Here is a 6,375-nt window from a genome sequence, read left to right on the forward strand (position 1 = left end):
CTTTTTAAGATGGATAAAAATGCAAATGTCTCATTATCAAAAAAATATGTCTACTTAAAAAAGCTGGGTATAGTAGCTTAAATTATTTCATGAGAAATACTTTTCAACTTTTAGCCTACAGCATTCCTGTGTTATTAAATATATTACCCATACAATTAAAATCCATTGACCTCAAAATAGAAATAAATGTCTAAGAATACTGCAAATATCGCCTTCCTATTCATTTTTGTTTTTGCAACAGTCCTACGCTTTTACCATATTAATAACTATGGAATTTTTGGCGATGAAAAGCAAGGAATCATGGTGGCCGTCGGAAATGTGAACATTGGCGGAAAAAAGGCCTTGATGGCTCCAGACAAAACATTTACGCCTAGAGATTTCTGGCAACCTAAAACCATTGCTGAATTATTGGATGCCAACGCACGTGGCGATACCAGCGGAAACGCAACCGTTCATTTAATCACGATGAATATCTTTGGGCATTTGTTTGGTCATTCGGATGGTGCTTTAAGAAGCGTTTCGGCTATCTATAACCTACTCACCATTCTGTTTATCTTTTTGATTGGACGCAATATTTTTAAGAATGATAAAATTGCGTTGATTGCAGCATTTTTGGCGGCTATCGAACCGTTTTATATTATTTTTAGTCAGCAAGCTCGCTTTTATACCACTTGTATTTTCTTCGGAACAATGGCGTCTTATTACTTTTTACAAATTATGGTAAATGGTAAAAGTTCGCTAAAATATTATGTTGCCTATACTGTCTCGATTATCCTAACTATATTTTCTAACTACCTCACCTTCACAGTGTTTTTAGCACATGGCTTGTATTGGCTCATAGCCGATCGCACATGGGTAAAGCTTCGTAGTTTTATGATTTGTTATGGGATTATGGCTATTCCTTTTGGGCTTTGGATGACCAAAGGACCTGGACAATATGCACTGTTGTATATTAAGGATGCCACCAATTTGTACAATTCTATTTTGAAGAACCCTAAGCTTGCTGCTTCTTATCAAGGATTTATTGATTTGGCTTCAGCCAAAAATCTATTTGTTCGCGGAACATCCATCGTGTCAGATTATTTTATTTTTACAAATGGCTGGTATGAAAAATTTGGCAATAAAATAGCAATCATGCTGGTTGTAGGCTTTTTGTTAGTAGTTACGTTAGTTGTTCTACAAAAAGCAAAAAAATCTGAATATCAGTTGTTTACTTTTGTGATGCTAATTGTATTTATTCCTTTTGTTTTCTCTGTAGTTTCTGCCTACAAAGCGGGTTTAATGACAGGATTTTACTTTAGATACACCAGCTTTGGTTTACCATTTGTATCAATTTTGATGGCTTGGTTTTTAGTCAAAATGTTTGAAAACCATAAAATACTTTTGGCAGGCTTTGCTGTGATGTTGCTTATTCAGTTCTATTCATTTGCCAAAATTATCAAGCATTTTTATGCCGACGGACAGCAAAAGTACACGAGTTCACGTAATCGTGTGGCGAATCCATATATCATGGTAGCAGATAAAATCAAGTCGATGTATATGCCTGGCGATACCATTGTTTATCCTTCTTTCTACGCCACAGGTTTTAGTAAAGCAATCGACCGTCCAAAAGGTGAGTTTGATAATCATGATGCACAGTTGATAAACTTATATCTCCCCAAAGATGCAACCTATACTCAGCGAATTGCCTTTGAAGAAACAGATAGGGTTTTATTGAAAAGAAATGGACAAACCATAGTATTGTTCAATTTTGAGGGTATGAAATACCGATACTAGATGTAATTATTGAATTGTGAATATTTAAAAATCCACAATTCATCATTCACAATTCATCACTCATACTTAGAAAGCATTTTCAAAATATTAAAATTTATAGATAGTGAAAGAACAAAAAGTCCTGTCGAAATTTTGGTTTTGGGGTTTACTAATCTTACCCATTCTACTGTATTTCCTATTGATTGAGCTTTATGGTATGAATATTCCTTACGTGGACGACCACGGCTTGAAAGGTTTTTTAGTAAAATTTCAAGATAGTAAAACTTGGACAGAAAAAATTGCAGCCATTTTTGCCCAACATAACGAACACCGAATTGGACTTACTCGTATTTGGTTTTTGTTGGTTTATGGGATTTATGGAAGTATTAATTACAAATGGTTAATGTGGTTTGGCAATATCCTGTTAGTAGGTGTGGTGGGGATATATGTTGCCTATTTCAAGAAAAATAAAATATCATTTTTGTACTTTTTGCCGCTTCCTTGGATACTATTAACCTCGATTAATCAGGAAAATACCTATTGGGGAATGGCTTCTATCCAAAATTTTGGAATCGTTTTCCTAAGTCTTTGGGCATTTTGGGAATTAGAGGAGGAAAGACTCATCAGTGCGCTAGTTTTGGTATCCATTGCAGTGTTTACTAGTGGAAATGGTTTTGTTACCTTAGCAATTATGGGTGGTTTTTTATTGTTGAAACAGCAGTGGAAAAACTTGGGTATTTTGGTTTTGTTGGGAGTCTTGCTTGCCTATCTCTATTTTGCAACTTACCAAAAACCTCCAGCAACGCCTTCTGCAACTTTGGCAGACTTGAAAAAAGTTCTTTTAGCTTTTGTCTCTTTTGCTGGAAGTGCCGCCGATGTATCACTCGATTCAGCGATTTCGGCACGAACTATTAAGGCGATTTTGTTGGGAGGTATATTGTTAATATTAGCATTGATTTGTGTTGTTAGAAATATTCCTTTTGATTTTAGATTGAAAAAATATTCCACTCCTAAAAACTGGCCTGTTTTTATTTTAGCAACCATATTATTAATTGTTTTATCATCTTTTATGGTCGCATGGACGAGGGTGGTAGGGTACGGAATGCCAACGATCTTGACGAGCCGTTACAAGATTTACAGCCTTTTATTTGTGATTACGATGTATGTTTGGCTGTTGCGAGTGCTAGAAGAAAAGCATCGTTGGCGTATGTTTTTGTTTGCTTTACCGTTTTCAATACTGACTTATGTCAACGGGTTTTGGCAAAGCATTTCACAGATAGATTATCACTACAAAGGGTTGATTTGTAATATGTTCAATTGGACGTATGAAGATTTGTCGGGAAAAACTAATAGTCCAACACAGTTTAGATACTATAATCCTTCGACAGTATTTGGGAGTTTGACGCCCATTTTGTTGACCAATGATTTTAGTCATGATCCACAAATCAAATTAGAAGAAGCCAAAGTGCAAGATGGTAATGTCGTGATTCGTGGTGTTGGTGATTTTCATTTTCCTTGGCTCGACCCTGATAATGGAGTCTATTTGATTGCTAAATCAGAAAAACGAGTATATGTTTTTCCTCTTCGTTCGGTGAAAGCAGGCGTACGGTTATTGATAGGAGAGCATGCTGTTTTTGGACCTTATTTTGAAAACCAAATTCCAACCTTCGAATTTGATGCAGGTACTTACAAACTAGCTATTTTGGCAGTTGAAGATACTCAAAAACGTATTTTGAACACTCAGCAGAGCATTACTATAGAGGCAGATAATAGAAAAGCCGTGGAGACGAATTGGTGAATGGTGAATTGTGAATGACTAATTGTGAATCGTCCTTGCCTAAAACTTAGGGTATTTGATTTTCGACGAGGATATTTTGTTCATTTTCTTGATTTCTCAAAATTCACAATTCACAATTCATCATTCACAACTCACAATTACTTCGGTGACGTTGGTCTTACTTCGATTTTACTTGGTAAGGTACGTGCAGGAAGTTTGATTAGGTCCGCAACGATTTGACCGATATCCTCTGGTTGGATTTTCCAAGCATCTTGTTCATTTGGTGTATGACCATTGAAATACGTTGCTACCGACCCTGGCATAATCGTTGTCACTTTGATACCCTCGCTACGCACGTCCATCATAAGCGCCTGTGTAAATCCTACCAAACCAAATTTGCTGGCATTATAAGCGGTTCCTTTGGCAAAGAAATTAGTTCCTGCTAAGCTCGAAATAGAAATAAAATACCCTTGTGTAGCTTTTAAAGCCTCAAGTGTAGCTTTTGTGGTAAAGAATACACCTGTCAAGTTGATGTCAATTGTTTCTTGCCATTGTTCTTCGGTTAAGTCCTGAACGGGAGCAAAGTGACCTACACCAGCATTGGCAACTACATAGTCGATTCTTCCCCAAGTAGCTAATACTTTCGCTACTGCGGCCTCTTGTGATGCAAGACTTCTTACATCTGATTCCAAGCCCAGTGCATATCCTTCTTTGATTTCGTTTAGTTTTGCGGCAGCTTCCTCAGCACCAGACAACGAACGACTGGTGATAGCAACTTTGATGCCTTCTTTGATTAATACCTCGGCGATTCCGTAGCCAATACCTTTCGAACCTCCTGTAATAAATGCAGTTTTGATTTCAGACATAATTTTTGTTGGGATATAGGTTATTGGGTAGCTTTTCGTAAAAAATCACTACCCAATAACCTTGTGTGATAACCCTTTTAGAACTGATATTTTGACAAAATAGTTTAGTCAATAATCGACTGATAGATCATTTGTTGTACCTGTTTTTCAATTCCTCCGTCTTTTTTCGGCCAAACTTGGAACATTACTACCAGTAATAAATCCTCTTTTGGGTCGATGGTATAATGCGTGTAATACATACCGCCCCATTCGAAGGCTCCTTCTGAACTTGGTAAAGATGCTTTTCCTTTTTGGGTATAAATTTCAAATCCTAAGCCAAATTTATTGGTGTTATCTCTAATATTGAGTTCACCAATTTGATTGGTAGTCATCAGCTCGACAGTTTTACGACTCAACAAACGAGTCTTGTTAAAAGTCCCACCATTCAAGAGCATTTGGCAAAGTTTGGCATAATCTAAAGCGGTAGAGGTCAAACCAGCACCCCCAGAAAAGTACTTTCTTTCGCCCGAAATAGGATAATCAGTCCATTGTGAACGAGGCTTTGGTGTAATGCCTTTTTCTTTTCCTATTTCTTCATAAACTGTCACTAGTCGATTTTTCTTGGCATCGTCGATATAAAAACCTGTATCATTCATGCCTAGTGGCTCGAATATTTTTTTCTTCAAAAATTGGTCAAAAGGCATTCCCGAAACTACTTCGACAAAATAGCCCAAAACGTCGGTATTGAGTCCATAAGTGAATTTTTCGCCTGGTTCATGAAACTTAGGTAAAGCCCCCAATCGATTCATTGTTTCGGCAATCGTTTCGTTTTGAGTAGAAAAATAATAAGGAATTTTAGCCTTTCCGTATAAAGCATTTTGATAAGGAATACCCGCAGTATGGCTCAATAAATGTCGAATTGTAATTTCTTTTTTAGCAGGATGCGAGGTATAAGTACTATCCTGAGGATTGATTTGGTCGACAATTTGCCCATTTTTAAAAGCAGGTATATATTTGGAAATAGGGTCGTCCAAACTAAATAAACCTTCTTCATAAAGCATCATGACCGCCACCGAAGTAGCCGCTTTGGTCATAGACATGATACGAAAAATATCATCCGTTTTTTGTGCTTTTTTAGCTTCAATATCATTCATTCCGTATGCCTTATGCAATACCAATTGTCCATGACGAGCAGCTAATACCACTGCACCAGGAATACGCTTTTCAGCGATTTTTCGATTGAGTAATTGCTCTATTCTATTCAAACGCTCGGTAGACATTCCTACTTTTTCGGGAGCTATTCCTGAAGTAAATTGTTGAGGTTTTTGAGCAAAAGCAGTAATTGTAAAGAGAAATAGGTAAAAAAAGAAGAGTTTTTTCATGTTATAGTATCGAGAGATTATGTGTTTGATTTAGTGAGAGGTAAGTAGGTCAAAGAGAAAAATCTCTTTGACCAATAAATTATAATTTTGTAGCTAAAATTAGCTCAGCTGGACCTGCCAAAAACTCTCCAGAAGTTTTGCTAAATTCTACTAAATGGGTATTTGCCAAGTGTTTATCTAAATGCTCTTGACTTTCCCAGTTTTCGTAAAAATAGAAAATCGTAGCATCTTCGTTAGATTGGTGCAATACATAATCAATACATCCTTCCTCTGCAACAGTAGGAGGAATAAGTCCTAATAAAGCTTGTTTAGCAATCTCTTCTTTGCCTGCTTGTGCAGTAATTTTTGCGATAACGGTTAACATACGTTGGTTTGTTTTTTAGTAAAATTGTATTTCTACGCTACAGGCTTTAAGCCCTAAGCCAAATGCTTAAAAGTGTTCCTGAGAAAAGAATAGGAATATTTTGCTGAAAGCTCAATCAGACAAAAAAATAATTACGGATATAAAGTGTTGACAATTAAAAATTTAGATTTACAATTTGTCCTTGCCTAAAATAGGTTGCCCTGAGTTTTAGCCAAGTTAAAGTAATCAAAATAGTAAAATAGTTTGATTTGG

General features: G+C 36.4%; 5 protein-coding genes. 2 read left to right on the plus strand and 3 right to left on the minus strand.

The window, feature by feature from the left end; translation table 11 throughout:
• Positions 1-186 precede the first annotated feature (186 nt).
• Both GVN22_RS26525 and GVN22_RS26530 read left to right on the plus strand, forming a co-directional pair.
• Positions 187-1,776 carry a glycosyltransferase family 39 protein gene (locus GVN22_RS26525; protein WP_166554032.1) on the plus strand — a complete coding sequence of 530 codons (1,590 nt, stop codon included), beginning with the start codon at positions 187-189 and terminating at the stop codon, positions 1,774-1,776.
• A 103-nt stretch (positions 1,777-1,879) separates the two neighbouring features.
• Positions 1,880-3,553: a hypothetical protein gene (locus tag GVN22_RS26530; RefSeq protein WP_166554033.1), complete on the plus strand. Its 1,674-nt coding sequence runs from the start codon at positions 1,880-1,882 to the stop codon at positions 3,551-3,553.
• Positions 3,554-3,690: 137 nt separating this feature from the next.
• On the opposite strand, the gene GVN22_RS26535 is transcribed toward GVN22_RS26530, so the two are convergent.
• The 3 genes from GVN22_RS26535 to GVN22_RS26545 all read right to left on the minus strand — a co-directional run bounded on the left by GVN22_RS26535 (position 3,691) and on the right by GVN22_RS26545 (position 6,123).
• Complete coding sequence (locus GVN22_RS26535; protein WP_166554034.1) at positions 3,691-4,398, minus strand: SDR family oxidoreductase; 708 nt, start codon at positions 4,396-4,398, stop codon at positions 3,691-3,693.
• Between the two features lie 104 nt (positions 4,399-4,502).
• Positions 4,503-5,759: a serine hydrolase gene (locus tag GVN22_RS26540; RefSeq protein ID WP_166554035.1), complete on the minus strand. Its 1,257-nt coding sequence runs from the start codon at positions 5,757-5,759 to the stop codon at positions 4,503-4,505.
• Between the two features lie 79 nt (positions 5,760-5,838).
• A complete protein-coding gene (locus GVN22_RS26545; protein WP_240915787.1) occupies positions 5,839-6,123 on the minus strand; it encodes a putative quinol monooxygenase in 285 nt (94 codons plus the stop codon).
• Positions 6,124-6,375: the final 252 nt, after the last annotated feature.

The organism is Cellulophaga sp. BC115SP (assembly GCF_009905545.1).
GTDB classification, from domain to species: Bacteria; Bacteroidota; Bacteroidia; order Cytophagales; family Spirosomataceae; genus Flectobacillus; species Flectobacillus rivi.

Bases quoted from the DNA above. Each gene is read 5' to 3' on its own strand.
- GVN22_RS26525 (WP_166554032.1), top strand. From the start codon at position 187: ATGTCTAAGAATACTGCAAATATCGCCTTCCTATTCATTTTTGTTTTT.
- GVN22_RS26535 (WP_166554034.1), bottom strand. From the start codon at position 4,398: ATGTCTGAAATCAAAACTGCATTTATTACAGGAGGTTCGAAAGGTATT.
- GVN22_RS26540 (WP_166554035.1), bottom strand. From the start codon at position 5,759: ATGAAAAAACTCTTCTTTTTTTACCTATTTCTCTTTACAATTACTGCT.
- GVN22_RS26545 (WP_240915787.1), bottom strand. From the start codon at position 6,123: ATGTTAACCGTTATCGCAAAAATTACTGCACAAGCAGGCAAAGAAGAG.